Genomic DNA, 25,937 nt, shown 5'->3' on the forward strand with positions numbered 1-25,937 from the left:
TGCAGAAGAAGGATGCCGCATGAACCGCGCACGGATGTTGCGTCTGCACCGGATAATCGGCTTGGCCATGGCAGCGTTCCTGCTGGTGCAGGCGTTGAGCGGGGCGATGCTGGTCTATCGCGGGCCGCTGGCCCGGCTGATCGATCCGGTGGCCATGACCAGCAGCCGGTCGGGCGTGCGCATCTCGGCGGGTGCCGCCGTGACGCAAGCGAACCGCGCGACGCCCGGCTACCAAGTGACGCGCCTGTTTGCGCCCGACGCCGAGGACGCCACCTATTTCGTGCAATTGTATAATAGCGATGCCGCTGTCCGTTATGCCTCTATCGATCCAGCCGATGGTGCGGTGTTGCGGCATGGCGGCCTGCTGGCCTTCCCGGTCGAAGCCGCCTTGCAGATCCACTATCGGTTGATGGCCGGAAAGGCCGGCATGATTTTGGTTGCGTTCAATGGCCTGGCCTTGCTGGCAATGGTGGCGACCGGACTCGCTTTTTGGTGGCCCAGGGGTGGCACGATCCGCAAGGCGCTGGCGGTGCGCTGGACCCTATCGCCCCGAATGGTGCTGCGCCAATGCCATCGAACGGCGGGCGTGGTGCTAGCCGCCATCCTGCTGTTCATCGCGATCACCGGCCTATTGCTGATCGTTCCCGAACTGATGGAGAACAGCGCAGCCCCCGTATCGACCAGCGCTTCGTCGGTCGCCATCGACCGCAGCTTCGCGCTGGCGCAAACCGCCTTTCCCGACGCTGCGCTGCGCGATCTGCGCCTGGACGGCGACAGGTTGATTGTCAATTTCCATGCCCCGGAACGCAATGACCGCGCGATCCATCGCGTCATCGTGACGCTTGCACAACCGCGCATCGTCAGCGCCAGCCACGCATCGACCAATAGCGCGCTGTGGATGGCGGTGCTGCCGCTTCACGCAGGCGATGCCTTTGGCCCTGTCGGCCCGACACTCCTGTTGATTGTCGCACTGCTGCTTGCCACCCTTGCCGTTTCCGGTCCTCTTATGTGGTGGCAGGCCAAGGCCGCCCGCCGCTGCCCTGCCACAACCCGAAAGCGCATGCCATGACCCTGCTCTACACATCCGATCCCGAACGCGGCCGCATCTGGCGCGAGATATTCGCGGCCGAAGCGGCGGACGTGGCGTTTGTCGATCCCTCCGACCCGCATGATCCGGCCACCATCCGCTATCTCGCCGCCTGGAACCCATCGGCCGACCTGATCGCCAGCCTGCCCGCACTCGAAGTGCTGTTTTCAATCGGCGCGGGCATCGACCAGTTCGACATGGGGCGCCTGCCGCCGCATGTGCGGGTCGTGCGGATGATCGAGCCGGGCATTCGCCAGGGCATGGTGGAATATGTGACGATGGCGGTGCTGGCGCTGCATCGGAATCTGATCGACCATGGCATTGCGCAGCGCGAGGGCCGCTGGGCGCCGATCAAGCTGGTGCCTGCCGGGCAGCGGCGGGTGGGCGTGATGGGGTTGGGCAATTTGGGGCAGGCCGTGCTGGAGGGACTTGCGCCATTCGGTTTCACGCTATCGGGGTGGAGCCGGTCGGCCCACGCCATTGCAGGAGTGGCATGCCATGCGGGCGAGGCGGCCCTGCCCGCTTTCCTGTCAAGTTGCGATATCCTCATCTGCCTGTTGCCTTTGACCCCGGACACACGCGGCATCTTGTGCCGGGAGCATCTGTCGCAATTGCCGCAAGGAGCCGGCCTGATCAATGTCGGACGAGGCGGTCATCTGGTGGAGCAGGATCTGCTGTCCCTTCTCGACGAACAGCATCTGTCAGGCGCGATATTGGATGTATTTGATCCAGAACCCCTGCCCGCCGGACATGCTTTCTGGACGCATCCCCGCATCGTCATGACGCCCCATGTCGCCAGCATGACCCGCGCGGACAGCGCGGCGCGGGCACTTATCGCCAATATCCGCCGTTATGCGGCGGGTGAGGCGATGGAGGGCGAAGTGGCGCGGGGCCGTGGCTATTGAGGACGCGACATTCCATGCTGCGTGCCATTCGTTTTTCGCCGCTGACACCCGTTTATCGCGCGCCGTCTTGCCACCTCACCGGGCACGGCAAACTATGCCGAATGGGGCGCGATAAAAGCCTATAATCTGCGCCGCGCCGCGTCGAAATGGGGTTCATGTTCCGGTGCAGCCATGTCGTAATGTCCCTGTCACCCGGCTGCCAAGGCCAATGTCAAAATCTGCAAAGGACGATCCGCCGATGCCCAATTTCCGGCCCAAATTTATCAGCTTCGACTGTTATGGTACGCTGACCCGTTTCCGCATGACGGAGATGGCGACCGCTTTCATGGCCGACCGGATCGACGCAGAAAAGCTGCCCGCTTTCTGCAAGGATTGGGGTGCCTATCGCTTCGACCAGGTGATGGGGGCATGGGAACCCTATCAGGAGATCATCCGCAACTCGCTGCGCCGGACCTGCGAGAAATGGGGCGTCGCCTATAACGAAGCGGATGCCGACGCGGTCTATAACGCCGTGCCGACCTGGGGTCCGCATGACGATGTGGCTGGTGGCCTGTCGAAGATCGGCGACAAGATCCCGCTCGTCATCCTTTCCAACGCGATGAACGATCAGATCCATCATAATGTCGCAATGCTGGGTGCGCCCTTCCATGCGGTCTATACCGCGCAGATGGCGCAGGCCTATAAGCCCCGGATGCAGGCGTTCGAATATATGTTCGGTCAGTTGGGTGCCGTGCCTGAAGACATGATGCATGTTTCGTCCAGCTTCCGCTACGACCAGAACACCGCCACCGACCTGCATTTCGGCTGCCGCGTATTCGTGGGGCGCGGCCATGAGCCGTCCAACCCCTTCTATCGCGATGTCGAAATCCCGCATATCGGTTGCCTGCCTGCCGTCGTCGGTCTTTGATCGGCTGATGCGCGCCTCTTCCCTCTCCTACTGGCTCGCCAGCGCGCCGCCCTTCACGGGTGGCGCGGAGGGTGGGGTCGAAGACAAGGCCGACGTCGTCATCATCGGCGGCGGCTTTACCGGCCTTTCGGCGGCGTTGGCGCTGGCCAAGCGCGGCGCAAACGTCGTGCTGCTGGAGGCGGGGCAAGTCGTGGGCGAAGCGTCCGGGCGCAATGGCGGCCAGTGCAATAATGGCACGGCGCATGACTATGGCGCTTTGTCGGCCAAGTTCGGCAAGCCCGTCGCCAAGGCCTGGTATCGCGCGCATTGCGATGCGGTGGATACGGTCGAGCGATTGGCGCGCGAAGAAGACATTGATTGCGATTTCGATCGCTGCGGCCGGGTGAAACTGGCGGCCAAGCCCCAACATTATGACAAGCTGGTGCGGGCGCATGACCTGTTGGCGGCCGAAGTGGACAGTAATGTCCGGCTGGTGCCGTCGGAGCAGATTCGGGATGAAATAGGGTCGGACGCCTTTCATGGCGCGCTGATCCAGACGACCAGTGCGCAATTGCATCCCGCCCGTTTCGGCGTGGGGTTGGCGGAAGCGGCGGCGCGGGCCGGCGCGCGCATCTATGAACATGCCGAAGTGACGGGTCTCGATCGCCTGCCGCACGGATGGCGGGTCACCTCCTCGCGCGGGACGATCAGCGCAACCCAAGTGCTGGTAGCCACGGGCGGCGCGCCTGCCGCTGCGCCCTTCGGTTTCTTCCGGCGGCGGATCATATCGGTCGGCAGCTTCGTGATCGCGACGGAGTCGCTCGACAATGCGACGATCGACCGGCTCCTGCCGGGGCGGCGCAACTATGTGACCAGCAAGAATATCGGCAATTATTTCCGCCTGACCCCCGACAATCGCCTGATCTTTGGCGGACGGGCGCGCTTTGCGATCAGCGACCCCCGGTCGGACCTGAAAAGCGGGCGCATTCTGGAAGAGACGATGGGCGCCCTATTCCCGGCGTTGAAGGGTGTGGGCGTCGATCATGTCTGGGGCGGGATGGTCGACCTGACCGCCGACCGTTTGCCGCGCGCGGGCGAACAGGACGGGCTCTATTATTCCATGGGCTATAGCGGCCATGGCGTGCAGATGGCGACCCATATGGGGCAGCAGATGGCGCGCGTGATGAGTGGCGAGCCGGACGCGAACCCTTGGGCTGATCTGGACTGGCCCAGTGTGCCGGGGCATTTCGGCAAACCCTGGTTCCTGCCGCTGGTGGGGCTATGGTATAAATGGCAGGATGTGATCCATTGACCGACATTCTGCCTTCCCTCTCCCGCCGTGGCCTGATGGGCGCGGGCCTTGGCATGGGCGCAGGGTTGCTGCTGCCCGATGGCGCGCTGGCCGCCGGGCGGCCGCGCCGGGGCGGACGCATCCGCGCCGCCAGCCTGTCGAGTTCAACCGCCGACACGCTCGATCCAGCCAAGGGCGCGCTGTCGACCGACTATGTCCGCCATTATATGTTCTATAGCGGGCTGACCCAGCTTGACAGCCAGCTCAATGCCCAGCCCGACCTGGCCGAGCGGATCGAAAGCGCGGACCAGATCACCTGGCATATAAGGCTGCGCAAGGGCGTCACCTTTCATGATGGTGCCAGCCTTTCGGCGCAGGATGTCGTCTGGTCCCTGCTGCGGCACAAGAACCCGGCGACGGCGTCGAAGATGGCGCAGATTGCCGAGCAGTTCGCGCAGATCAGGGCGACGGGCAAACAGGATCTGGTGATCCGCCTGACCGGCCCCAATGCCGACTTGCCCGCCATCCTCGCCCAATCGCATTTCCTGATCCTGCGCGCAGGAACTAGCGATTTTCGTACCGCTAACGGCACTGGTCCCTATGTGTGCGCGCAATTTCGTCCCGGCGTTCGCACGCTGGCGCGGCGCAACCCCAATTTCTGGAAGCCGGGCAAGCCTTATCTCGACGAGATAGAGCTGATCGGCATTCCCGACGAAACGAGCCGGGTCAATGCGCTGCTGTCGGGGGACGTTCATCTGGTGATCGCGGTCAATCCGCGATCGACCAAGCGCATCATGGCGTCGGCCGGTCATGCGTTGATGGAAACGCAGTCGGGGCTGCACACCAACCTCATCATGCGGCAGGATCGCTTGCCGACCGGCAATCCGCATTTCGTCGCGACGATGAAATATCTGTTCGATCGGCCGTTGATCAAGCGCGCCCTCTATCGCGGCTATGCGACCATCGGCAATGACCATCCGATCCCGCCCTTCCACCCCTATTATCGCGCCGATCTGCCGCAGCGGGCGCTGGATCTGGACAAGGCGCGCTGGCATCTGCAACGGTCGGGGCTGGATGGCGTGCGGCTGCCTGTCTATGCGTCGCCCGCCGCCGACGGATCGGTCGACATGGCGTCGATATTGCAGGAATATGGATCGCGCATTGGTCTGAAGCTCGCGGTCAATCGCGTGCCGGCCGATGGCTATTGGTCTACCCATTGGATGAAGCATCCGCTGGGCTTCGGCAACACCAACCCACGCCCGACCGCCGACTTGTTGTTCAGTCTGTTCTACAAGTCGGACGCAGCCTGGAACGAGAGCGGATGGAAGAATCCGCGCTTCGACCGGCTGCTGCTGGAAGCACGCGGCGAGGCTGATCAGGCAAAGCGCAAACAGCTTTATGGCGAGATGCAGGGGCTGGTCCGCGACCATTGCGGGGTCGGCATCCCGGTGTTCATCAACCTGATCGACGGCTATGACCGGCGGTTGAAGGGCATGTTCCCGGTCGCGATGGGCGGCATGATGGGCTATCGTTTTGCCGAACATGTGTGGTGGGAAGGCTGATGGCGGGCGCTTCCTCCCAGAGCGGCATGAAGGCTGCGCTGACGCTGATCGCCAAGCGTTTCGCATCATCCTTGCTGACATTGTTCATGGTGTCGGTCACCATCTTCATCATCGCGCAACTGCTGCCCGGCGATGCCGCGCAGGAGGCGCTGGGCCAGAGCGCGACGCCGGAACAGGTCGCGGCGCTTCGCCATGAAATGGGCCTCGATCGTCCCGCCCATGTCCGTTATGTGAGCTGGCTGACCGGCATGGTCAGTGGCGATCCCGGCCAGTCGATGGTCGCCAATATGCCGGTGGCTGAGGTCATTTCCACCCGCCTGCCCAATAGTCTGCTGCTTGCGGCGCTGACTGCTCTGGTCGCCATTCCGGTGGCGCTGTCGATCGGCATCGGGTCCGCCATGAACAGGGGCGGACGGATCGACCGGGCGCTCAATATCGTCACGCTGTCGATGGTCGCGGTGCCCGAATTTCTGGTGGCGACCATTGCCGTGCTCATCTTTTCGGTGAAGCTGCGCTGGTTGCCGTCGATCGCGATGGCTTCCAGTGACATGGGCTGGGGCGATTATCTGCGCGGCGTCGCCATGCCGATCCTGACTTTGTGCGTCATCGTCGTCGCACAAATGGCGCGCATGACCCGCGCGGCGGTGATCGATCAGATGGACCGGCCCTATGTGGAGATGGCGGTGTTGAAAGGCGTGACGCCGGTACGGGTCGTGCTGAAGCATATCATGCCCAATGCCATCGCCCCGATCGTCAACGCCATGGCGCTCAGCCTCTCCTATCTGCTGGGCGGAGCGGTGATCGTGGAAACCATTTTCAACTATCCCGGCCTCGCCAGCCTGATGGTCAACGCCGTCACCAGCCGCGACATGCCGTTGTTGCAGGCCTGCGCGATGATTTTCTGCACCGCCTATCTCATCCTGATGCTGATCGCCGACGTTACCGCGATCCTCGCCAACCCCAGGCTGCGCGCGCAATGATTGCTTCTGTTCTCAAACGGGCGAAAGCCCTGCCATTGTCGGGCAAGGTCGGTTTGGCGCTGGTTGTCTTCTGGCTGCTCGTCGCACTGTTCGGGCCGATGCTGGCACCTTATCCCATCGGTGCCTTCGTCGCCTATGATGTGTTCGACGGGCAATCGGCGGCGCATTGGCTGGGCAGCGACTATCTCGGCCGCGATGTGCTGAGCCGCCTGCTGTCGGGCGCGCGCTATACCGTAGCACTGGCGGCAGCAGCGGCTTTGCTCGCGAGCAGCACCGGCACGGCACTGGCGCTGACGGCGGCGGTGGGCGGGGCGAAGGTCGATGAGCCGCTGTCGCGCTTTATGGACATGCTGATTTCGATCCCGTCCAAGATTTTCTCGCTGGTGCTGGTCGCGGCGTTCGGATCGTCGCTGGGGCTGTTGCTGCTGATCGCTGCCTTCACCTATGTACCGGGCAATTACCGCATCGCCCGCGCACTGGCCGTCAATCTGGCGCAGATGGATTATGTGCAGGTCGCCAAGGCGCGGGGCGAAGGGCGGTTCCATATCGCCATCGCTGAAATCCTGCCCAATATGATCCATCCGCTGCTGGCCGACTTTGGCCTGCGCTTCGTGTTCATCGTGCTGCTGCTGTCGGGCCTGTCCTTCCTTGGCCTTGGTGTGCAGCCGCCCGACGCGGATCTGGGGTCGTTGGTGCGCGAGAATATTTCGGGATTGGGCGAAGGGGCGCTCGCCATCCTGGCACCGGCGCTGGCCATTGCGACGCTGACCGTTGGCGTGAATCTGCTGATCGATGCGCTACCGGGACAGGGGAAAGGCCGATGACCGAATTGGCACCCCATGTCGAAGTGCGGGGCCTGACCGTCACCGCGCGCAATGCGGCGGGGGAGATTTTCCCGATCGTCAGCGATATCGACTTCGCCTTGAAACGTGGTGAGGTGCTGGCGCTGATCGGGGAGTCGGGGTCGGGCAAGACGACGATTGCGCTGACCTTGCTCGGCCACGCCCGGCCTGGCGCGCGGATTGCGGGCGGGTCGATCCGCGTCGGCGATGTTGACCTCACCAAGCTGGATCGCAGCGCATTAGCGCAGCTACGCGGCAATCGCATCGCCTATATCGCGCAGTCGGCGGCGGCGGCGTTCAACCCGTCGCGCACGATCATGGAGCAGGTGATCGAGCCTGCGCTGATCCACGACCTGATGCCGCGCAGCGAGGCCGAGGCGAAAGCGGTCGAGCTGTTCCGGGGCCTCGCCCTCCCCTTCCCCGACACGATCGGGTCGCGCTATCCGCATCAATTGTCGGGCGGGCAGTTGCAGCGGTTAATGGCAGCGATGGCGCTGATCACCGATCCTGAACTGGTGATATTGGACGAGCCGACCACCGCACTGGACGTCACGACCCAGATCGAAGTGCTGCGCGCCTTCAAGGCGGTGGTGCTGGAGCGCGGTGCGACCGCCATCTATGTGTCGCACGACCTGGCGGTGGTGGCGCAGATGGCTGACCAGATCGTCGTGCTGAGCCAGGGCCGCGTACAGGAGGCCGGCGCGGCGGCGCAGATCCTCCATGCCCCGGCGGATGAATATACCAAGACGCTGATGGCCGCCGCGCGTCCGGCCATTCGTCCGGCCCCGGCCAAGACCAAGCTGCCCGCCGCGCCGCTGCTGGAAATCAGGGGGCTGACCGCAGGCTATGGCAAGATCGACAAGGAGGGTCGGCCGCGCATTCCGGTGCTGCGCGACATCAACCTGACGATCGAACGCGGCGCGACCCTGGGCGTGATCGGCGAGAGCGGGTCGGGCAAATCGACCATCGCGCGGGTGATCGCCGGGCTGTTGCCGCCCGCGAGCGGGCAGGTATTGCTCGATGGCGAGCCATTGCCGCCGGGCTTGAAAGGCCGCAGTCGCGAGCAGTTCCGCCGGGTGCAATTGGTGTTCCAGAATGCCGATACGGCGCTCAATCCGGCGCATAGCGTCGGGCGCATATTGGCGCGGCCGCTGGCCTTTTACCACGGGTTGAAGGGCAATGCCGCGCATCTGCGGGTGCTGGAACTGCTCGACCTCATCCGCCTGCCAGCGACGCTGATCGACCGGCCGATCGGCGGCCTGTCGGGCGGGCAGAAGCAGCGGATCAATCTGGCGCGCGCGTTGGCGGCCGACCCGCAGCTTATCCTGTGCGACGAAGTGACGTCCGCGCTCGATACGGTGGTGGGCGCGGCGATCCTGGAGCTGATGGCGGAATTGCGCCGGGAACTCGGCATCGCAACGATGTTCATCAGCCACGACATCTCGACGGTGCGGGCGATCTGCGATGACATTCTGGTGCTTTATGCGGGCACGATGGTCGAGACGGGACCGCGCGCGGCGTTCGGGACCGCGCCTTTCCATCCCTATACCGACCTGCTGATCGGCTCCGTGCCGGAAATGCGCGCGGGCTGGCTGGAGGAAAGCCATGCGGGTGCCGCGCCGCCGCCGATCGGCGCGTCGAGCGATCATCCTGATCTGTGCCGTTTCCTGCCGCGCTGCGCCGCGCGGGTGGACGGGCTGTGCAATACGACCCCGCCGCCGCGCCATTTGCTGGCCAAGGGCAGCCAGATTTTATGCCATCATGGAGATGAAAGTTTGATCCCGTCATGAGCCGTTTCGTTCGCCTGGGCGAAACCGACCGCCCCAGCCTGACCCTGCATGTCGATGGCGCGCCGGTCGCCGCGCTGGAAGGGGACACGCTGATGGTCGCGCTGCTGAGCCAGGGCGCGACCTTGCGCCAGTCCGAATTCGGGCCGGAAAAGCGCGCCGGATTCTGCCTGATGGGCGCATGCCAGGATTGCTGGGTATGGACCGAAAGCGGCGACCGGCTGCGCGCCTGCTCGACGCTGGCGGCACCGGGCCAGCGTATCCTCACCAGCCAGCCGGAGGCGACATGGCCGAACCACGCATAATCATCGTCGGTGCCGGGCCAGCGGGCACGCGCGCGGCGGAGGCCTGTGTGCAGGCGGGCATCCGGCCGATCGTGCTGGACGAGGGACGGCGCGACGGCGGGCAGATTTATCGCCGCCAGCCCGACAATTTCACCCGCCCCTATGCCAAGCTCTACGGCACCGAAGCGCCACGGGCACAGGCGCTGCATGAGACGTTCGACGGCCTGAAGGACCGGATCGATTATCGTGCCGAAACCTTGGTGTGGAACATCGCCGATGGCCATGTGCGGACAGCGACCCGGACAATGGAATCGGCTTTGCCATTCGATGCGCTGCTGCTCTGCACCGGGGCGACGGATCGGTTGATGCCGGTAAAGGGCTGGCAATTTGCAGGCAGCTATAGTCTGGGCGGGGCGCAGGTGGCGCTCAAGAGCCAGGCGGTGTCGATCGGTCATAAGGTCGTATTCATGGGGTCGGGGCCGCTGCTTTATCTCGTCGCGAGCCAATATGTGCAGGCGGGGGCCGATGTCGTCGCGGTGCTGGATACGGCACCCTATAGCGCGCGGATCAAGGCCTTGCCCGACCTGCTGGCGGTGCCGTCGGTATTGTGGAATGGCGTGGCGCTGACTTTGGCGTTGAAGCGCGCGGGCGTGATGGTCCGCAATAGCGTCAAACCGTTGGAGATATTGGGTAATGCCGAGGATGGCGTCAGCGGTATCCGCTTCCGGGTTGGCGATGGCGCCGAGCAGACGATCGCTTGCGATGCCGTGGCGATGGGGCATCATCTGCGGCCCGAAACCCAATTGGCCGACCTAGCGCGCTGTGCGTTCGCTTTCGATCCGGTCACCCGCCAATGGCTGCCAGAGCGCGACGGCGACGGGCGGTCGAGCGTCGCGGGCGTCTATCTGGCGGGCGATGGCGCGAAGATATTGGGCGCGCGATCGGCCGAGGCGAGCGGGCGGCTGACCGCGCTTGCGGCCTTGGGCGATCTGGGCCTGCCGGTGGACAAGGGCGAGATGGCGTCGCTGCGCGGTGATGTCGGCACCTATGCCAAATTTGCGCGCGGGCTGGCCACCGCCTTCCCCTGGCCCGCAGAACAAGCGGGCACGCTGCCCGACGAGGCGATATTGTGCCGGTGCGAGGGCGTGACCGCAGGCGATCTGCGCGCCGTGATGCAGGAGACAGGGGCCAAGGAAGCAAACCGGGCCAAGGCGTTCAGCCGGGTCGGCATGGGCCGCTGCCAGGGCCGTTATTGCGGCCTCGCCGCCGCTGAACTGATCGCGGCGCAGGCGGACATTCCGGTCGAGCAGGTCGGCCGCCTGCGGGGGCAGGCGCCGGTCAAGCCGCTCAATATCAGCATTGGAGACACGGACGCATGAGCGCCGCCAGCGACGTCATCATTGTGGGCGGCGGCCTGATGGGGTCATCCGCCGCCCTGTTCCTGCGCGGCCATGGCCTGTCGGTCACGCTGCTGGAAACCGACCTGATCGGGCGGCAGGCGAGCGGCACCAATTTCGGCAATGTCCGGCGGCAGGGTCGGCCGATCCATCAATTGCCGCTGGCCAACCGCGCCATTGATATATGGCGGCGATCACGCGAGCTGCTGGGCGCAGATGTCGAATATCTCCAGTCCGGGCATATCCGCGTCTGTTATCGCGAGCGGCCCGAACTGGTTGGGTCGATGGAGGAGTATGCCGACAAGGCGCGTGCCGAGGGGCTGGACCTGGAGTTGCTCAGCGGCAATGCGCTGCGCGACAAATTTCCCTTCTTCGGGCCTGACGTGCTGGCCGGTTCCTATTCCGCGACCGATGGCCATGCCAATCCGCGCCTCGCCGCGCCCGCCTTCGCACGGGCGGCGGAGCGGCTGGGCGCGGTGATCCACGAGCATACGCAGATCATCGACGCGCAGAAGATCGGCGAGGATTTTGTCGTCAGTGCGGCGGACGGGCGGACGTTCCGGGCGCCCATATTGCTGGTGACAGCGGGCGCCTGGGGCAATGCGCTGTCATCGCAATTTGGCGAGCCGGTGCCGATCGTGCCGCGCGGCCCCAATATGAGCGTTACCGAGCCGGTGCCCTATGCCATCCTGCCAGCGGTGGGCGTGATGACGCCGGTGGAAGAGGAGACGGTCTATTTCCGGCAGGTCGCGCGCGGCAATATCGTGCTGGGTGGCAGTACGCGCGGACCATCTTTCCCCGACCAATATCGCGCCTATGTTGAGCCGCAAAATACGGTCAGCCAGTTGAAGCATATCCGGCGGCTAGCCCCGGCTCTGGGCAAGCTCAACATCATTCGTGTCTGGTCGGGCATCGAAGGCTATCTGCCCGACAGCCAGCCAGTCATGGGGCCAAGTGCGACGACCAGCGGGCTCTATTATGCGTTCGGCTTTTCGGGGTCGGGCTTCCAGATCGGGCCGGGCGTGGGCGAGACGATGGCCGAGATCATCGCCAAGGGCGCGACCGACATTCCGATCGCACCCTACACCATTAGCCGCTTCGCGACGGGCTGATTTGCGCTATTGTCCGCTGATGACGGACAAGCGCTATACCAAATCGACGCTGCCGGAGAAAATCTGCGCGGCGTGCGGGCGGCCCTTTGCCTGGCGCAAGAAATGGGCGCGCGATTGGGAGGAGGTGAAGACCTGTTCGGAGCGGTGCAAGGGCGACTTGCGGCGCAAGAACCGATGATGCCCGATCGGTCATATGGCGTGTGCGCTCTGCGTCTCGCAAGGCCATTAGTATGATGAATACCTCCCCTCCCCCGGTTGCCGCCTGCATTTTCGGCGCGAGCGGCGGCATCGGTGCAGCGTTGGCGGCGCAACTCGCGGCGAGCGATGCGATTTCGCTGGTCCATGCGGGCGGGCGCGGCCCGGTGGCGCAAGGGGCGAAGATACGACCCTTTACGTTCGATCTGGAGGATGAGGCCTCCATCGCAGCGGCCGCGCGGGCGATGGACGATGTCCCGCCCCGGATCATCATCGTGGCGACCGGCCTGTTGCATGGGGACGATCTGCGGCCCGAAAAATCGCTGCGCGACCAGAGCGGTGACGCCTATGCGCGGTTGTTTGCGATCAATGCGACTGGCCCGGCGCTGATCGCCAAACATATGTTGATGCGGCCGCCGCGCCAGGGCCGGCTGGTCTTTGCCGCATTGTCGGCGCGGGTCGGGTCGATCAGCGATAATCGGCTGGGCGGATGGCACGCCTATCGCGCGTCGAAGGCCGCGCTCAACATGATCGTCCGCAACATCGCGATCGAACTGGTGCGGATCAACCCGGAGGCCATCGCCGTCACGCTGCATCCCGGCACCGTGGATAGCGGATTGTCGCAACCCTTTCAGCGCAATGTCGCGCCGGAGAAGCTGTTTCCGCCGGAACTATCGGCCCGGCATTTGCTGTCGGTGATCGACGGGTTGGGACCGGAAGCGTCGGGCCAATGCTATGGTTGGGATGGCGCGGTCATTCCGTTCTGACGGATCGAGAGGAAGACGGCGGATGCGTGAGGCAAAGGACATGATGGACGGGTCCGCCCGGCTGCTCGGCTATAGCGGGCTGTTGCCGCAAATCGTCGCCATCGGCACGATGCTGACAGGCGGGCCGGAGCTATACTGGACAGCAATGGCGATCGCCTATGGCTATGCGGCCTTCATCTTTTCCTTTCTGGGCGGTGTATGGTGGGGGCTGGGCCTGGCGATCGCGCAGCCGCCGCGCTGGATATTCGTCGCGGCCGTGATGCCGAGCCTGATTGCGCTGGCCACCTATCTGCCCTGGGTGCTGGGGTGGGACTGGCCGCGACCGTCGTTGATGATCCTGGCGATGGCGCTGATCGCCTCGCCGCTGGTCGATCGCCTGATCGTGCGCGGACGCGCAGGCTTTGGCGGCTGGCTGCAACTGCGCTGGCATTTGTCACTGGGACTGGGCGGGCTGACGCTCTTGGCGGGGCTGCTTTAGCCGCGCCGGGCGATCCCCATTGCGCCCTCATCCTGCGCCAGGCCCAGCATTTGCCCGGCCAGCGCCCTGCCCGACTGCCAGGCCTGTTCGACAAAGCCATGCGCCAGCCAGTCGCCGCACATGCCGATTTGCAGCGCGGGGTTCCATAGCGCATTGGCGAAACAGCCCGAAGGCGTCGCATAGCGCCAGCGATGCGCCATGCGGACCACCGGCGTCGGCAGGGTGAGGCCCGTGGCATGGGCCAGGCCGTCGAGCAGCAGGGTCGCGATCCGGTCGGCATCGTCCTCCAGATGCGTCGCTGACCAGTCCGCCGACCCCTGCACCACCCAGGCTTCCGGCCCGGTCCGGCCCGGCTTTGCGCTGTTGCGGACGGCCCAGCCGATCGGCCCGATATGGCGGATCATGTCGGGGCCGATGTCGAGCGGTTCGGCAAAGGCGAACATGCCCGCCCAGCAGGGTTGCGAGCCGACCGTCATGGCGAGCCGGGCCATCTGAAAATCATGGAGCGATATGAGCGGCAATGCCTGTTCGACCGGCACGGCGATGACCACGGCGTCGAACGGGCCAAAGCTTCTGTCCTGACCCCGGCACCACCAATGGCGGCCATCATGGGTGACCCCCGCAATCGGGCAGTTCCAGGTGACGGGATGCCGTTCGGCCATGGCCTTGATCGGCGCATTCATGCCGGGCGTGCCGACCCAGGCATCGCGCCCGGCGACGGGCCAGGGCGCGACGACGCCCTGCGTGTGCCATTCGCTCACCAATTGGCGGAACGCCACGCCGCGCGCAGTGAAGTGCGACGCGCCATGGTCGAAGGCGATGGTGCCGAGCGGGCTGTCGCAGCGGCGGGTGGACATGCGTCCGCCCGGCCCGCGCGCCTTGTCGAAGAGGGCGGGTTCATGGCCTTCTTCCCGCAAGGCATCGGCGCAGGACAGCCCCGCCATGCCGGCTCCGATAACCGCGACCCGCATCGGTTCAATATCCCATCAGCGCCAGCAATTCCTTGCGGCTGCCGGCATCGGTCAGGAAGCAGCCGAGCAGGCGGCTGGTCACCATGGAGACGCCCGGCGTCCGCACGCCACGCCCAGTCATACAGCCATGCTGGGCCTCTATCACCACCGCGACGCCATGGGGTTGCAGATGATCCCAGATGCACTGGGCGACATCGGCGGTCAGCCGCTCCTGCACCTGCAGGCGGCGCGCATAGCCGTGCAACACGCGGGCGAGTTTCGATATGCCAACGACCCGGTTGCGCGGCAGATAGGCGATCGACGCCTTGCCGGTGATGGGGGCGAGGTGATGTTCGCAGTGCGAATGGAAGGGAATGTCCTTCAGCAGCACGATTTCGTCATAGCCGCCGACATCCTCGAATGTCCGGTCGAGGTGGAGGGCGGGATTTTCCTGATAGCCGCTGCAATATTCCTGCCAGGCGCGGGCGACCCGCTTGGGGGTATCGACCAGGCCTTCGCGGTCGGGATCGTCGCCTGACCAGCGCAACAGGGTGCGCACTGCCTCCAGCACCGTATCGGGGATGATTTGCGTGTCGGACTCGTCAAATGCGTCATGATCATGCAACATGAAGTTCATCGGGCACCCCTCGATCCGTCATTGCCACGACCTTCGTGCCGCTGCGTCCGGTCAACAATGCCGCTAAGGGGGGGGTGCCACAACATGTCCAACCGGGCATGGTGCATCAGCCGTTTACGGGATTAAGATTACGCATGTCCTTAGTAGAAATGATCGCCAACAGTCCGGTCGCGACAGTCATCAGCAATCCGCGCCTGCCCGACAATCCCATCATCGAATGCAATGCGGCATTTATGGAACTTACAGGGTTCAGCCGTGATGAAATAGTCGGGCATAATTGCCGCTTTCTGTCGGGGGCGGACACGGAGCCCTGGTTGACCGAGACATTGCGCACGGCGATCCGCCAGCAACGGCCCGCGCTGGTGGAAATATTGAATTACAAGAAGAACGGCACGCCGTTCCGCAATGCCGTGCTGGTCGCGCCGATCTTCGATGAGGACGGCGTGCTGGAATATTTCCTGGGGTCGCAGGTCGAGGTAATGGACCCGACGATCGGCATCGTCGCCCGCCGCGCCCAGGCCCATGCGCAGATTTCGCGCCTGTCCGTGCGGCAGCGCGAAGTGCTGATGCTGATGGCGACGGGCAAGCTCAACAAGCAGATCGCCTATGCGCTCACCTTGTCGGAGCGGACGGTCAAGATGCACAAGGCTGCGCTGCTCAAGGCGCTGGGCGTAACGACCAGCGCCGACGCCATCCGCCTGGCGGTGGAAGCGGGCTACTGAGCGGTCAATCCTTCTCCACCTCCCGCATGGCTTGGGGTGCGGGCGGGATCAGCGCTTCGGGATCAGGCCGCAGGTCGTGCGCGCGCATGGCGGCCTGGACTGACTCGATGAGTTGAGCGGCGTCATAGGGTTTGTTCAACACCATATCGCCGGGCAGGGCGTCGCGCGCGGCAAGTTGCCCGTCGCCGGTGGCGAAGAGAATGGCGATGGTGCCGCGTTGTCCACGGGCCGCTTCGGCGAGCGCCACGCCCGATGCGCCGGGCAGATGCAGGTCGGTTACCAGCACGTCCACCGGCGCGGTCTGCAGCGCCATCATCGCGTCTTCGGTGCTGCCAGCCTCGATCACCAGGCAACCGGCATTTTTGAGGATTTCGGCGGCATGTTGCCGGATCAAGGCGTCGTCATCGACCAGTAGCACCGTCGCGCCGATCCGTGCCGCGGGGGTCTCGCTGGGCTGCTGCGCGATGGCGTTGCGCTGCCGCTGATTATCGAGGACGTGCCGCAAGCGCCGCGCCAGCGCTTCGCGGGTATAGGGTTTGGAAAGAAGCTCGACCCCGGCGTCCAGCTTGCCGCCATGGACAATGGAATTTTCGGTATAGCCCGATGTGAAGAGGACGGCGAGATTGGGAAGCCGTTCGCGTGCCTTGCGTGCCAGTTCGGGGCTTTTGAGCGGGCCGGGCATCACGACATCGGTGAACAATATGTCGATCGGCATGCCGCTTTCGATGACGATGAGGCCAGCCGCCGCGTCGGGCGCCTTGAGGACATTATAGCCAAGGTCGGTCAGCACCTCGACCACGGTGGCGCGAACTTCCTCGTCATCCTCGACCACCAGCACGGTTTCGGTGCCGCCGCTGATCGGGCCGCTGTCCATCTGGACCTCGGCATCTTCGCTTTCGATCGAGCGGGGCAGATAGAGGCGGACGGTCGTGCCTTCGCCCACTTCGGAATAGATTTTCACATGGCCGCCGGACTGTTTGACGAAGCCATAGACCATCGACAGGCCAAGCCCCGACCCCTTGCCTTCGCCCTTGGTCGAGAAAAAGGGTTCGAAAACCTTGTCCAGAATGTCGGGGTCCATGCCCGCCCCGGTGTCCGACACCGCCAGCATGACATATTGGCCGGGCGTCACTTCATCATGCACGCGGGCATAATCAGCGTCGAGATGGGCATTGCCGAGTTCGATGGTCAGCCGCCCCTGCCCGTCCATCGCGTCGCGGGCGTTGATGGCGAGGTTCAAAAGGGCATTTTCGAACTGGGCCGGATCGATAAAAGTGTTCCACAAGCCGCCGCCCACGACGGTTTCGATCTCCACGCCCTCGCCAATCGCGCGGCGCAGCATGTCGTCCATGCCGCGCACGAAGCGGGTCGCATTGACGACGCGCGGTTCGAGCGCCTGCCGCCGCCCGAAGGCGAGCAACTGGCTGGCGAGTTTGGCGCCGCGCGAAACGCCCGCCATGGCATTGTTGACCCGCTTTTCGACGCGCGGATTGTCCGCGACATCCTTGGCCAGCAGTTGCAGATTGCCGGAGATGATTTGCAGCAGATTGTTGAAGTCATGAGCGACCCCGCCGGTCAGCTTGCCGATCGTCTCCATCTTCTGCGCCTGGGCGAGCTTGGCCTCGGCCCGGCGGCGCTCATCGATTTCCGCTATCACGCGCGCTTCGAGCGTTTCGTTGAGTTGGCGTAGCTGGTCTTCGGCGCGTTCGCGATGGCGTACCTGACGCGCCAGCATGTCGGCCTGTTCGCGCAGGGCGGCTTCGGCCGCGCGTTGGTGGGTGATGTCGGTATGCACACCCACCCATTCGACAATCTCGCCGGTTTCGTTCAGGATCGGCAGGGCGCGGATGGCGCAAACGCGCCACATGCCATCATGACGGCGCAGCCGATGTTCATGAACATACATGCGCTTGGACGCGACCGCTTCGTTCCAACTGTTGACGCTATCGGCCTGATCGTCGGGATGCACGGCGTTGGCCCAGCCAAAATCCTGATATTCGTCATAGGATTGGCCGGTCAGCGCGGCCCAGCCGGGCTGTTCGCCGACCATCCGCCCATCGGCGCTGTTGCTCCACAACACGCCATGCACCGCCTCCATCGCCATGCGGAAGCGGTTGTTGCTGAGCGACAGGTCGGCTTCGAACTTGGCGCGGACACTATTGTCGACACAGGTACACATCACCCCGCCGACCGTGCCGTCGCCGTTGAAGACAGGCGTGTAGAACAGGTCGAAAATGACGGTTTGCGACACACCGCCGCGGTTGAGGACCAGCGGCTGTTCGAGATAGGAACGGCGTTCCCCCGCCATGCCCGCCGCCAAAACGCTTTGGTTGAAATCCCATATTTCCGGCCAGATGTCCTTTACCGTTCCACCCAGGGCGGCAGGATGTTTTGCATCAGCGATCCGGGCATAGGCATCATTGTAGAGCATGACATGGTCGTCGCCCCACATCAGCACCTTGGCCACCGGGGAATTGACGACATTGGCTACCGTCGCACGCAGCTCAACCGACCAATTGGCAATCGGCCCCAAACTGGTGGAGGCCCAGTCGAAGCGGCGGACGATGTCACCACATTCACCACCGCCAAAGGGCCAGCCCGGCAACACCGGATGGGCCGCCTGTGCGCCATCGCGCAGCGCCTGCAACCCGGCCCGCAACACGGCGTCCGCATCGGCATAAACGCCTTTGTCGATCTGCTGCGCAATGAAGCCGTCCCATTCGGACGTCAGGGCGATGCTGCGAGTCTGGCGGATGGTCATCATCTGGCGCTGCCGCGATGACGGGAATGTGTCAACTCATGTCACGGAATTTGCGCCGAACCGTGGGCCTTCGCCACCATGCCAGCGACCATATCCACCAGCGGCAGGCGCGCCTGCATCCGCACAGCGAGCAGCGCCGTGCCGCTGACCTTGCGCTGGACGAACATGGTTTCGACCGGCGGCAAGTGCCAGCTCGCCGTATCGGCCACCACCGGCGTCGCTTGCTCGCGCAGGCGCGCGACGAAGCTGCGATCGGCGAAATCGAACAGGCCGGGGCGCAGCATATGGGCGATGATGGTGTCGATCATGGCATCGAGCGCCGCGCCGTGCCGGATGACAAGGGCGGGCGACACGAAGCCCACATCGATGAGCGCCGCGCGCAGGCCATCCCTGTCGCCCGTCAGGCCAGCCCGCAACAGCGTGCGATAGGCGTTGCTCGTTTCGGGCGCGATCGGGCGCGCGGCCCCGAAATCCAGCAGCACGATTTCCCCGCTTTCGGGGCGCCAGCGATAATTGGCGAAATTGGGGTCCGTCTGCATATGGCCGAAGACGAACAGTTCGTGCAGCACCAGATCAAGCAGCGCCGCCATTGACTGGTCGCGCACCGGCTGCGGCGCGTCGGCGAGCGTGTCGATCGAGTCCGCGGCGATATAATCCATCACCAGGACCTGGTCCGTGGTCCAATCGTCCAGCGGACGGGGCACCAGAAAGCGCGGGTCGTCGGCCAGCCGATCGGCATAAAGCTGCATCTGCCGCGCTTCGCGCCGATAGTCAGCCTCTTCATGCAACTGGACCTTCGCCTCGCCCAGCAGCGGCGCGATGTCGAGCGCCTGAGGCAGCAGGCCGGAAATGCGCAGCAGGGTCGCGACATTGTCGACATCGGCGTCGATACTGTCGGCGACGCCGGGATATTGCACCTTTACCGCGACCACCTTGCCATTGGGCAGGCGGGCGCGATGGACCTGGCCGATCGAGGCGGCGGCGATCGGGCTGGCTTCGAAATGGGCAAAGCGCCGCCGCCAATCCTGGCCCCATTGCGTTGCCAGCACCTTTTGCAACTGGGCAGGCGGCATATGATGGGCATTGTCGCGCAATTTGGCGAGGATCGCCGTCAGTTCTGGGGGGAGCATATCGCCCGCGTCGAGCGAGATCATCTGCCCCAGCTTCATCGCTGCCCCACGCAACCGCGACAATTGTTCGGTCACGCGCTGCGCATTGCCGGGCGTGAGCAACAAGTCGCGCATCTGCGGCCGCTCCCCGCGCGCCAGCCGCCGTGCGCCCTCCGCCACCATGCCGGACGCGACGCCGCCCGCCATCTGGCCGAAGGCGGCGAAGCGCGACAGCCGGGCCGAGGGCACTTTGCGATAGCGATCGCTCATCGTAGCCGCCTTTGCAGCGCCGGTCGCCAGCGCAGGAAGTAGGTGTAAAGCCGGTCGAGCAGCGCCAGAACCGGGCGGTAGCGCGCGAGCAGGCCCAAGGGGCGAAGCAGCGGAATGGCGCGCCACATGGCGGCGAAAGCGGCTGCGCCCTCCAGCATCCGGCCATCCTCGCAGGCGTGGAAGCGGGCCAGCAGGGCGGCACGATCGATCGGGCAGGTGGCGTCGGGACGGGCCACGTCGACAAAATGCAACCGGCCGCGCCGGTCCAATCGGCGCATCAGGTCAATTTCGCGGCGGCATAAGGGGCATGCGCCATCATACCACACCGTCACGCGAGCGTCACCAGCGGCGGCGCGATCATCGTGGGGGAGGGCTGTGTTCATATGTTGCGCTTCCCATGCCCATGCTGTCGGCGCGACATGGTCTTTCGGGCACGCCCTGCCGTCAGAACTCGATGAGCGCGACCTTGGTCTTGAGATTGGCGAGATAGGCCTCCCGCCCCAGATCCTTGCCGATGCCTGATTGCTTATAGCCGCCGGTGGGCAGGATGAAGTCGTTGCTGCGGCCATAGCGGTTGACCCAGATGGTGCCGGCTTCCAGCGCACGGGTGGCGCGCAGGGCGCGGGCGACGTCGGTCGTATGCACCCCTGCCGCCAGACCATAAGCGCTGCCATTGGCCAGGGCATAGGCCTCGGCATCGTCGGCAAAGGTCTGGACGGTCAGCACCGGGCCGAAAATCTCACCCTGCACCGCTTCACTTTGCTGCGCAGCATTTTGCAGCAAAGTGGGCATGAAATAGCTGCCGTCCTGCGGCGCGGCTGCACGACCGCCGCCGGTCAGGACGTGTGCGCCAGCGGCCACGGCGCGCTGGACGATGCCATCAATGCGGTCGAGCTGGCCTTCGGAAATGATGGGGCCAAGTGTGCTGTCGCTGGCCCAGGTCGGCCCCATTTTGTGCGCAGCAAAAGCCGTGACGAGGCGGTCGATGACCTGATCCGCGACACTCTCCTGCACCAGCAGGCGCGAGCCAGCGACACAGACCTGGCCGGCGTTGAGCGTAATGGCCCGCGCGACGATGGCCGCCGCCTTGTCGAGCGCGGCGTCGGCGAAGATGATCTGCGGACTTTTGCCGCCGAGTTCCAGCGTCACCGGCTTTGGCCCGGTCTGGGCACAGGCGGTCATGATCGCCGCGCCGGTCGCGGTCGATCCGGTGAAGGTGACCTTCGCGACCTCAGGGCGGCGCACCAGCGGATCGCCGACCGAGCGGCCGTCACCTTGCACGATGTTGAAGATGCCCGCAGGCAACCCCGCTTCGATCGCCAGTTCGGCGAGGCGCACGATGCTGAACGGCGTCATTTCCGACGGCTTGAGGACGATGCTGTTCCCCGCCGCGATGGCCGGCGCGATTTTCCAGGCGGCCATGACCAGCGGCAGATTCCACGGCGCGATCGCCGCGACGACGCCATAGGGTTCGTAGATGGTGAGGCCGAGCTTGTCGGGCGTGGTCGCCGCCACCTCGCCGCCGACCTTGTCCGCCCATTCGGCAAAGAAGCGCACCGTTTCGGCGGTATAGGTCACGTCCCAAGCGCGAATTTCGTGGATCATCCGGGTGGAGCCGAGCGCTTCGAGCGGGGCGAGCCTTTCCATATCCGCTTCGATCAGGTCGGCCCAGCGGCGCAGCACGCGCATCCGCCCGCGCGGGTCGGTCTGTGCCCAGCCGCTTGTCTTATAGGCGCGCTGGGCATCCTCGACCGCCTCGCCCAGTTGCGCGTCGTCCGCGCTGTCGAGATCGGCATAGACCCGCCCGTCGGACGGCCGCCGCACCGGGATGGCCTGTCCGCGCCCGATGACACGCCGCCCGCCGATGAAATTGCTTCCCTGCGGCAAGGCGATGAGATCGGGGTTGAAAACGTCCATAGCGCAGATTTCCTGTTGGCGGGCTGGCGGACAGAATATGGATGGTGCGCGGCATGTGTTGCAGTTGCACAGGAAAATTTGCGCGATAATCTTCCAAAATCAAGGCGAAGGCGGCAGCCAATGCTTGAACGCGGCATTTATGGTCGCCCCGACAACAGGAATCCGATGATTCCGACCAGAACGGGCGGGCACCCCTTCCCGCCAATGGAGCAAGACGCATGGCGACAGGCATAGAGGCGATGGTGGACCTGCGGCACATGACCGTGGATGATCTGGCCGCTGGCCATGCTTTGTCCAGCGAGCAGAAATGGCCGCACCGGATCGAGGATTGGGAGATGCTGCTGAGCCTTGGCCTTGGCTATGTCGCGGAGCGCGACGGGCAGGTGGTCGGCACCGCCATGGCCTGGCTCTATGGCCTGGATGCCGCAACGCTGGGCATGGTCATCGTCTCGCCCGCCGCGCAGGGCATGGGGCTGGGCCGCCGCCTGATGGAAGCGGTGATGGCCGATCTGGGCGACCGCACCATTTTGCTGAACGCCACCGACGAAGGCGCGCCGCTGTATCGCAAGCTGGGGTTTGAGAGCATCGGCCCGGTGTTCCAGCATCAGGGCGCAGCTTTTTCGGTGCCAGTCGCCGAACTGATCCCCGATGAGCGGGTGCGGCCTTTGGGCGCGAAGGATATGCCATCGCTGCATGATCTGGCGCGCCGGGCCACGGGCATGAACCGGGACGCGCTGCTCGATGCGCTGGTGCCGGGCGCGCAGGGCGTGGTGCTGACGCGCAGCAACGAGCCGGTCGGCTTTGCGCTGTTTCGCCGGTTCGGCCGCGGCTATGTGGTGGGACCGACGGTCGCGCCCGATGTCGGCGGAGCAAAGGCGTTGATATCGCATTGGCTGGGGTCGAACAGCGGCACTTTCTGTCGGCTCGATATACCGGAAGAAAGCGGGCTGGGCGGCTGGCTGGACGAGTTGGGCCTGCCCTGCGTCGGCCGGGTCATGCGCATGGTGCGTGGGCCGATGCCGCAGACGGACCCCGCCGTCAAAACCTTCTCCCTCACGACACAGGCGCTCGGATGACCCTCTCGCTCAACAACCCCGCTCTTTTCGTCGAACGCGCCTATATTGGCGGCGCATGGGTCGGGGCTGCCTCCGGCGCAACGGTGCCGGTCGACAATCCTGCGACCGGCGCGATCATCGGCACCGTGCCCGATTGCGGCGAGGCCGATACGCAGGCGGCCATCGACGCGGCGGAAGCGGCTTTCCCGGCGTGGAAGGCGCGGACGGCGGGCGATCGCGCCGCCATGCTGGAACGCTGGCATGCGCTGGTGCTGGAGAATGTCGCCGATCTGGGCCGGATCATGACCGCCGAACAGGGCAAGCCGGTGGCGGAGGCCGAAGGCGAAATCCGCTATGCGGCGAGCTTCATCAAATGGTTTGCGGAGGAAGCACGTCGGGTCGAAGGCGGCATGATCCCCGCCCCCGAAGCCAATCGCCGCATCCTGGTGATGAAGGAGCCGGTCGGCGTATCGGCCGCGATCACGCCGTGGAATTTCCCGTCCGCGATGATCACGCGCAAATGCGCGCCTGCGCTTGCGGCGGGGTGCCCGGTGGTGGTCAAGCCGTCCGAACTGACCCCCTATAGCGCGCTGGCGATGGCGAAGCTGGCGGAGGAAGCGGGCTTTCCGGCGGGCGTGTTCAACATCGTTACTGGCATGCCGACGGCGATCGGCGGGACGCTGACCGCCAGTCCCGTGGTGCGCAAATTATCCTTCACCGGATCGACCCGCGTCGGTGCGCTGCTGATGCGGCAATGCGCGGATACGATCAAGCGGGTGAGCTTCGAACTGGGCGGCAATGCGCCGCTGATCGTGTTCGACGATGCCGACATCGACCTGGCCGTCGCCAGCACCATGGTCAGCAAGTTCCGCAATGCCGGGCAGACTTGCGTCTGTGCCAACCGGATATTGGTGCAGGACAGCGTCTATGACCAGTTTGCCGAGAAGCTGGCCAAGGCAGTGTCCGCGCTGACCGTCGCGCCGGGTGACCAGCCGGGCAGCACGATCGGGCCGTTGATCAATGCCGCCGCCGCCGACAAGGTGAAGGCGCATGTCGAGGATGCGCTGGCACAGGGCGCGACCTTGTTCGCGCAGGCCCCGGAAGGCGCGACGGGCGAGCGTTTTGCCCGCCCTGTCATCCTGACCGGCGCGACGCGGAATATGCGGCTGGCCGAGGAAGAGACGTTCGGCCCGGTCGCACCTTTGTTCCGCTTCACCCATGAAGAGGAAGGCATCGAATTGGCCAATGCGACCAGCTATGGCCTGGCGAGCTATTTCTACACCGAAAATCTGCACCGTGCCTTCCGCGTGGCGGAGCGGCTGGAAGCGGGGATGGTCGCGCTCAACAGCGGGGCGATCGCGATGGAGGTCGCGCCCTTTGGCGGGGTCAAGATGTCCGGGTTGGGCCGCGAAGGCGGGCGTTTGGGGATCGAGGAATATCTGGAGACCAAGGCGTTTCATATTGCCGGGTTGAAACTGTAACCACACGTAAAATTCCGTTCGCCCTGAGCCTGTCGAAGGGCCGCACTTCACTTCAAGACAGAACAGGGCTTCGACAGGCTCAGCCCGAACGGGAGTTTTTATGGCGAACAATCGCACCTATTCCATCTCCGTCATTCCCGGCGACGGCATCGGCAAGGAAGTGATGCCGGAGGGCATTCGCGTACTGGAGCGGGCGGCGAGCCTTTATGGCTTTTCGATCGCGCAGACCTGGCAGGATTTCGCCTGCTGCGACTATTATGCCAAACATGGCCAGATGATGCCGGACGACTGGAAAGAGCGGATCGGCAAGCCCGACGCGATCTTTTTCGGCGCGGTCGGTTGGCCCGATACGGTGCCGGATCATGTCTCGCTCTGGGGATCGCTGCTCCAGTTCCGGCGTGAATATGACCAATATGTCAATCTGCGCCCGGTGCGGTTGATGCCGGGCGTCCCCTGCCCGTTGGTCGGGCGCGAGCCGGGCGACATTGATTTCTGGGTCGTGCGCGAAAATACCGAGGGCGAATATAGTTCGGTCGGCGGCAAGATGTTCCCCGGCACCGATCGCGAGATCGTGATTCAGGAAACGGTGATGACGCGCCATGGCACCGACCGGGTGCTGCGCTACGCCTTCGATCTCGCCGCGACGCGCGAGCGCAAGCATGTCACGTCCGCGACCAAGTCGAACGGCATCGCCATCACCATGCCCTGGTGGGACGAGCGGGTGGAGGAGATGGCCAAAAACTATCCGACGGTCACCCATGACAAATATCATATCGACATTTTGACGGCGCAATTCGTGTTGAACCCGGATCGGTTCGATGTCGTCGTCGCGTCCAACCTGTTCGGCGATATCTTGTCGGATCTTGGCCCCGCCTGCACCGGCACGATCGGCGTCGCGCCATCGGGCAATATCAACCCGGACGGCGCCCACCCGTCGCTGTTCGAGCCAGTGCATGGGTCCGCGCCGGATATCGCGGGCTTGGGGGTAGCCAACCCGGTCGGGCAAATCTGGTCGGCGGCGATGATGCTGGAACATCTGGGCGAGGCGGACGCCGCCGCCGCGATCATGCGCGCTGTCGAAACCGTGCTGGCGGAACCGGGCCTGCGTACCGGCGATCTGAAGGGCACGGCCAATACCGAGCAGTGCGGCAAGGCGATTGCCGACGCGCTGGCGTGATGGACGGGAAGCGCTTAACTTCGCATATTTCCCGCTGATTGCGACATTTTGTTGCGGTTGCCTGATCCTATCGGAAAGGCGACTACGTCTTTGCAAAATCCTCCCCTGTAAGGGGAGGTGGCAGGGCGTAGCCCTGACGGAGGGGTGTTACCCTCTCGATAGGGCGACACCCCTCCACCGGCTTCGCCGGTCCCCCTCCCCTTACAGGGGAGGATCAGGCGCGGGCAGCATCCAGGGTGGGCTTTAAGAACATCCTATCATAGCATGGCGAGCCGTCTGTAGGAC

The 25,937-nt window shown here is 64.6% G+C and carries 24 protein-coding genes; 18 read left to right on the plus strand and 6 right to left on the minus strand.

Annotation, left to right across the window (positions count from 1 at the left end; genetic code table 11):
* Positions 1-19: 19 nt before the first annotated feature.
* The 14 genes from V2I08_RS01800 to V2I08_RS01865 all read left to right on the plus strand — a co-directional run bounded on the left by V2I08_RS01800 (position 20) and on the right by V2I08_RS01865 (position 13,573).
* Positions 20-1,069: a PepSY-associated TM helix domain-containing protein gene (locus V2I08_RS01800; RefSeq protein ID WP_349633634.1), complete on the plus strand. Its 1,050-nt coding sequence runs from the start codon at positions 20-22 to the stop codon at positions 1,067-1,069.
* Positions 1,066-1,992: a glyoxylate/hydroxypyruvate reductase A gene (locus V2I08_RS01805; protein WP_349633635.1), complete on the plus strand. Its 927-nt coding sequence runs from the start codon at positions 1,066-1,068 to the stop codon at positions 1,990-1,992. The genes V2I08_RS01800 and V2I08_RS01805 overlap by 4 nt, the downstream gene beginning before the upstream one ends.
* 208 nt (positions 1,993-2,200) lie before the next feature.
* Positions 2,201-2,899: a haloacid dehalogenase type II gene (locus tag V2I08_RS01810; protein ID WP_349633636.1), complete on the plus strand. Its 699-nt coding sequence runs from the start codon at positions 2,201-2,203 to the stop codon at positions 2,897-2,899.
* Between the two features lie 7 nt (positions 2,900-2,906).
* A complete protein-coding gene (locus V2I08_RS01815) occupies positions 2,907-4,190 on the plus strand; it encodes an FAD-binding oxidoreductase (protein WP_349633637.1) in 1,284 nt (427 codons plus the stop codon).
* Positions 4,187-5,731 carry an ABC transporter substrate-binding protein gene (locus V2I08_RS01820; RefSeq protein ID WP_349633638.1) on the plus strand — a complete coding sequence of 515 codons (1,545 nt, stop codon included), beginning with the start codon at positions 4,187-4,189 and terminating at the stop codon, positions 5,729-5,731. The genes V2I08_RS01815 and V2I08_RS01820 overlap by 4 nt, the downstream gene beginning before the upstream one ends.
* Positions 5,731-6,711 carry an ABC transporter permease gene (locus V2I08_RS01825; RefSeq protein ID WP_349633639.1) on the plus strand — a complete coding sequence of 327 codons (981 nt, stop codon included), beginning with the start codon at positions 5,731-5,733 and terminating at the stop codon, positions 6,709-6,711. The genes V2I08_RS01820 and V2I08_RS01825 overlap by 1 nt, the downstream gene beginning before the upstream one ends.
* Positions 6,708-7,535, plus strand: coding sequence for an ABC transporter permease (locus V2I08_RS01830; protein ID WP_349633640.1), 828 nt, complete (start codon positions 6,708-6,710; stop codon positions 7,533-7,535). The genes V2I08_RS01825 and V2I08_RS01830 overlap by 4 nt, the downstream gene beginning before the upstream one ends.
* Positions 7,532-9,343, plus strand: a complete 1,812-nt coding sequence (locus V2I08_RS01835; RefSeq protein ID WP_349633641.1) for an ABC transporter ATP-binding protein — start codon at positions 7,532-7,534, stop codon at positions 9,341-9,343. The genes V2I08_RS01830 and V2I08_RS01835 overlap by 4 nt, the downstream gene beginning before the upstream one ends.
* Entirely contained in the window at positions 9,340-9,645 is a 306-nt protein-coding gene (locus V2I08_RS01840) for a (2Fe-2S)-binding protein (RefSeq protein ID WP_349633642.1), read from the plus strand. Before V2I08_RS01835 ends, V2I08_RS01840 begins: the two co-directional genes overlap by 4 nt.
* The gene (locus V2I08_RS01845) at positions 9,627-11,003 is read left to right on the plus strand and encodes an FAD/NAD(P)-binding oxidoreductase (protein ID WP_349633643.1); all 1,377 of its coding nucleotides are present in this window, start codon (positions 9,627-9,629) and stop codon (positions 11,001-11,003) included. Before V2I08_RS01840 ends, V2I08_RS01845 begins: the two co-directional genes overlap by 19 nt.
* Positions 11,000-12,133 (plus strand): FAD-binding oxidoreductase, encoded by a 1,134-nt coding sequence (locus tag V2I08_RS01850; RefSeq protein WP_349633644.1) that lies wholly within the window; start codon positions 11,000-11,002, stop codon positions 12,131-12,133. The genes V2I08_RS01845 and V2I08_RS01850 overlap by 4 nt, the downstream gene beginning before the upstream one ends.
* 19 nt (positions 12,134-12,152) lie before the next feature.
* Positions 12,153-12,311 (plus strand): DUF2256 domain-containing protein, encoded by a 159-nt coding sequence (locus tag V2I08_RS01855; RefSeq protein ID WP_349633645.1) that lies wholly within the window; start codon positions 12,153-12,155, stop codon positions 12,309-12,311.
* A 52-nt stretch (positions 12,312-12,363) separates the two neighbouring features.
* Positions 12,364-13,095, plus strand: a complete 732-nt coding sequence (locus tag V2I08_RS01860) for an SDR family NAD(P)-dependent oxidoreductase (RefSeq protein ID WP_349633646.1) — start codon at positions 12,364-12,366, stop codon at positions 13,093-13,095.
* 22 nt (positions 13,096-13,117) lie between these two features.
* Complete coding sequence (locus V2I08_RS01865) at positions 13,118-13,573, plus strand: DUF3429 domain-containing protein (protein WP_349633647.1); 456 nt, start codon at positions 13,118-13,120, stop codon at positions 13,571-13,573.
* Here V2I08_RS01865 and V2I08_RS01870 read toward each other — a convergent pair.
* On the minus strand, positions 13,570-14,544 hold the full coding sequence (locus tag V2I08_RS01870) for an FAD-dependent oxidoreductase (RefSeq protein ID WP_349633648.1): 975 nt from the start codon (positions 14,542-14,544) through the stop codon (positions 13,570-13,572). The genes V2I08_RS01865 and V2I08_RS01870 overlap by 4 nt on opposite strands.
* A gap of 4 nt (positions 14,545-14,548) precedes the next feature.
* Complete coding sequence (folE, locus tag V2I08_RS01875) at positions 14,549-15,160, minus strand: GTP cyclohydrolase I FolE (RefSeq protein ID WP_069064120.1); 612 nt, start codon at positions 15,158-15,160, stop codon at positions 14,549-14,551.
* A 134-nt stretch (positions 15,161-15,294) separates the two neighbouring features.
* On the opposite strand from folE, the gene V2I08_RS01880 reads away from it, so the two are divergent.
* Positions 15,295-15,882 carry a PAS domain-containing protein gene (locus V2I08_RS01880; protein ID WP_349633649.1) on the plus strand — a complete coding sequence of 196 codons (588 nt, stop codon included), beginning with the start codon at positions 15,295-15,297 and terminating at the stop codon, positions 15,880-15,882.
* 4 nt (positions 15,883-15,886) lie between these two features.
* On the opposite strand, the gene V2I08_RS01885 is transcribed toward V2I08_RS01880, so the two are convergent.
* The 4 genes from V2I08_RS01885 to V2I08_RS01900 all read right to left on the minus strand — a co-directional run bounded on the left by V2I08_RS01885 (position 15,887) and on the right by V2I08_RS01900 (position 21,939).
* Positions 15,887-18,643 carry a response regulator gene (locus tag V2I08_RS01885; protein ID WP_349633759.1) on the minus strand — a complete coding sequence of 919 codons (2,757 nt, stop codon included), beginning with the start codon at positions 18,641-18,643 and terminating at the stop codon, positions 15,887-15,889.
* A gap of 41 nt (positions 18,644-18,684) precedes the next feature.
* On the minus strand, positions 18,685-20,022 hold the full coding sequence (locus tag V2I08_RS01890; RefSeq protein ID WP_349633650.1) for an AarF/ABC1/UbiB kinase family protein: 1,338 nt from the start codon (positions 20,020-20,022) through the stop codon (positions 18,685-18,687).
* Positions 20,019-20,405: a DUF393 domain-containing protein gene (locus V2I08_RS01895; protein WP_349633651.1), complete on the minus strand. Its 387-nt coding sequence runs from the start codon at positions 20,403-20,405 to the stop codon at positions 20,019-20,021. Before V2I08_RS01895 ends, V2I08_RS01890 begins: the two co-directional genes overlap by 4 nt.
* Before the next feature lie 61 nt (positions 20,406-20,466).
* Complete coding sequence (locus tag V2I08_RS01900) at positions 20,467-21,939, minus strand: aldehyde dehydrogenase family protein (RefSeq protein ID WP_349633652.1); 1,473 nt, start codon at positions 21,937-21,939, stop codon at positions 20,467-20,469.
* A 218-nt stretch (positions 21,940-22,157) separates the two neighbouring features.
* On the opposite strand from V2I08_RS01900, the gene V2I08_RS01905 reads away from it, so the two are divergent.
* The 3 genes from V2I08_RS01905 to V2I08_RS01915 all read left to right on the plus strand — a co-directional run bounded on the left by V2I08_RS01905 (position 22,158) and on the right by V2I08_RS01915 (position 25,652).
* A complete protein-coding gene (locus V2I08_RS01905; RefSeq protein ID WP_349633653.1) occupies positions 22,158-23,015 on the plus strand; it encodes a GNAT family N-acetyltransferase in 858 nt (285 codons plus the stop codon).
* Positions 23,012-24,475, plus strand: a complete 1,464-nt coding sequence (locus tag V2I08_RS01910; RefSeq protein ID WP_349633654.1) for an NAD-dependent succinate-semialdehyde dehydrogenase — start codon at positions 23,012-23,014, stop codon at positions 24,473-24,475. The genes V2I08_RS01905 and V2I08_RS01910 overlap by 4 nt, the downstream gene beginning before the upstream one ends.
* Positions 24,476-24,575: 100 nt before the next feature.
* Positions 24,576-25,652 (plus strand): tartrate dehydrogenase, encoded by a 1,077-nt coding sequence (locus V2I08_RS01915; RefSeq protein WP_349633655.1) that lies wholly within the window; start codon positions 24,576-24,578, stop codon positions 25,650-25,652.
* Positions 25,653-25,937: the final 285 nt, after the last annotated feature.

It is taken from the genome of Sphingobium sp. MK2 (assembly GCF_040170545.1).
GTDB lineage: Bacteria > Pseudomonadota > Alphaproteobacteria > Sphingomonadales > Sphingomonadaceae > Sphingobium.

Bases quoted from the DNA above. Each gene is read 5' to 3' on its own strand.
- V2I08_RS01895 (WP_349633651.1), bottom strand. From the start codon at position 20,405: ATGAACACAGCCCTCCCCCACGATGATCGCGCCGCCGCTGGTGACGCT.
- V2I08_RS01880 (WP_349633649.1), top strand. From the start codon at position 15,295: ATGTCCTTAGTAGAAATGATCGCCAACAGTCCGGTCGCGACAGTCATC.
- V2I08_RS01870 (WP_349633648.1), bottom strand. From the start codon at position 14,544: ATGCGGGTCGCGGTTATCGGAGCCGGCATGGCGGGGCTGTCCTGCGCC.
- V2I08_RS01905 (WP_349633653.1), top strand. From the start codon at position 22,158: ATGGCGACAGGCATAGAGGCGATGGTGGACCTGCGGCACATGACCGTG.
- V2I08_RS01915 (WP_349633655.1), top strand. From the start codon at position 24,576: ATGGCGAACAATCGCACCTATTCCATCTCCGTCATTCCCGGCGACGGC.
- V2I08_RS01800 (WP_349633634.1), top strand. From the start codon at position 20: ATGAACCGCGCACGGATGTTGCGTCTGCACCGGATAATCGGCTTGGCC.
- V2I08_RS01825 (WP_349633639.1), top strand. From the start codon at position 5,731: ATGGCGGGCGCTTCCTCCCAGAGCGGCATGAAGGCTGCGCTGACGCTG.
- V2I08_RS01860 (WP_349633646.1), top strand. From the start codon at position 12,364: ATGATGAATACCTCCCCTCCCCCGGTTGCCGCCTGCATTTTCGGCGCG.
- V2I08_RS01890 (WP_349633650.1), bottom strand. From the start codon at position 20,022: ATGAGCGATCGCTATCGCAAAGTGCCCTCGGCCCGGCTGTCGCGCTTC.
- V2I08_RS01805 (WP_349633635.1), top strand. From the start codon at position 1,066: ATGACCCTGCTCTACACATCCGATCCCGAACGCGGCCGCATCTGGCGC.
- folE (WP_069064120.1), bottom strand. From the start codon at position 15,160: ATGAACTTCATGTTGCATGATCATGACGCATTTGACGAGTCCGACACG.
- V2I08_RS01840 (WP_349633642.1), top strand. From the start codon at position 9,340: ATGAGCCGTTTCGTTCGCCTGGGCGAAACCGACCGCCCCAGCCTGACC.
- V2I08_RS01810 (WP_349633636.1), top strand. From the start codon at position 2,201: ATGTCAAAATCTGCAAAGGACGATCCGCCGATGCCCAATTTCCGGCCC.
- V2I08_RS01885 (WP_349633759.1), bottom strand. From the start codon at position 18,643: ATGACCATCCGCCAGACTCGCAGCATCGCCCTGACGTCCGAATGGGAC.
- V2I08_RS01910 (WP_349633654.1), top strand. From the start codon at position 23,012: ATGACCCTCTCGCTCAACAACCCCGCTCTTTTCGTCGAACGCGCCTAT.
- V2I08_RS01835 (WP_349633641.1), top strand. From the start codon at position 7,532: ATGACCGAATTGGCACCCCATGTCGAAGTGCGGGGCCTGACCGTCACC.
- V2I08_RS01815 (WP_349633637.1), top strand. From the start codon at position 2,907: ATGCGCGCCTCTTCCCTCTCCTACTGGCTCGCCAGCGCGCCGCCCTTC.
- V2I08_RS01855 (WP_349633645.1), top strand. From the start codon at position 12,153: ATGACGGACAAGCGCTATACCAAATCGACGCTGCCGGAGAAAATCTGC.
- V2I08_RS01865 (WP_349633647.1), top strand. From the start codon at position 13,118: ATGCGTGAGGCAAAGGACATGATGGACGGGTCCGCCCGGCTGCTCGGC.
- V2I08_RS01850 (WP_349633644.1), top strand. From the start codon at position 11,000: ATGAGCGCCGCCAGCGACGTCATCATTGTGGGCGGCGGCCTGATGGGG.
- V2I08_RS01830 (WP_349633640.1), top strand. From the start codon at position 6,708: ATGATTGCTTCTGTTCTCAAACGGGCGAAAGCCCTGCCATTGTCGGGC.
- V2I08_RS01845 (WP_349633643.1), top strand. From the start codon at position 9,627: ATGGCCGAACCACGCATAATCATCGTCGGTGCCGGGCCAGCGGGCACG.
- V2I08_RS01900 (WP_349633652.1), bottom strand. From the start codon at position 21,939: ATGGACGTTTTCAACCCCGATCTCATCGCCTTGCCGCAGGGAAGCAAT.